A 993-nucleotide genomic window follows, 5' to 3' on the forward strand; every position below is an offset into this window, starting at 1 on the left:
TTTTCACCTTTCCCTCACGGTACTGCTTCACTATCGGTCGCCAGGGAGTATTTAGCCTTGGCAGATGGTCCTGCCGGATTCATACGGGGTTTCACGTGCCCCGCACTACTCGGGATCCGTCTCGGAGAGAACAAGTTTTGAACTACAGGGCTTTTACCTTCTCTGGCGGGCCTTTCCAGACCTCTTCATCTAACCGGTTCCTTTGTAACTCCATGTGAGACGTCCCACAACCCCAAGGAGCAAGCTCCTTGGTTTGGGCTAATCCGCGTTCGCTCGCCGCTACTGACGGAATCACTATTGTTTTCTCTTCCTCAGGGTACTTAGATGTTTCAGTTCCCCTGGTCTGCCTCTATTCTGCCTATGTATTCAGCAGAAAGTGACTGTCGATGAAGACAGCCGGGTTTCCCCATTCGGACATCCCCGGATCAAAGCTTGCTTACAGCTCCCCGAGGCTTTATCGTTGTTCGCCACGTCCTTCGTCGGCTCCTGGCGCCTAGGCATCCTCCGTGTGCTCTTTGTAGCTTAACCTAGACTTTTCTTTCAAAGAAAGAAAATATCGATGTTCGATAAAGAATGATTTTTGCCAAAGGCAAAAGATCTTTCCTTACCTGCTACCTTTATTTCACTTGTTTACACAAGATCAGCTTAAAGGAATATTCTAAAACGCAATTTCGTTTCGGTATCCAGTTTTCAAGGTGCAATATTCTCTCCGGCTTTAACCCCGGAAAAACATCATATCAAATTCCTCAACACTTGAATACAAGTATATTTTGGAAATCCGATGTGAGAGTTTGAACTCTCAAAACTGAGCAACGAGTGAGTAGTTTTTGAAGCTAACGCTTCATATTTGAATGTTTCCGCTCTCCGGAAACGATTCTCCATAGAAAGGAGGTGATCCAGCCGCACCTTCCGATACGGCTACCTTGTTACGACTTCACCCCAATCATCTACCCCACCTTCGGCGGCTGGCTCCCTTGCGGGTTACCCCACCGA

General features: G+C 47.7%; 2 rRNA genes. Both read right to left on the reverse strand.

Going from position 1 to position 993, the window contains the following annotated elements:
- A 23S ribosomal RNA gene (locus tag WA407_RS26185) occupies positions 1–528 on the reverse strand; the annotation flags it as partial.
- Positions 529–884: 356 nt separating this feature from the next.
- Positions 885–993, reverse strand: a 16S ribosomal RNA gene (locus WA407_RS26190); the annotation flags it as partial.

The sequence above is a fragment of the Paenibacillus sp. 203 genome (assembly GCF_037027525.1).
GTDB lineage: Bacteria > Bacillota > Bacilli > Paenibacillales > Paenibacillaceae > Paenibacillus > Paenibacillus polymyxa_B.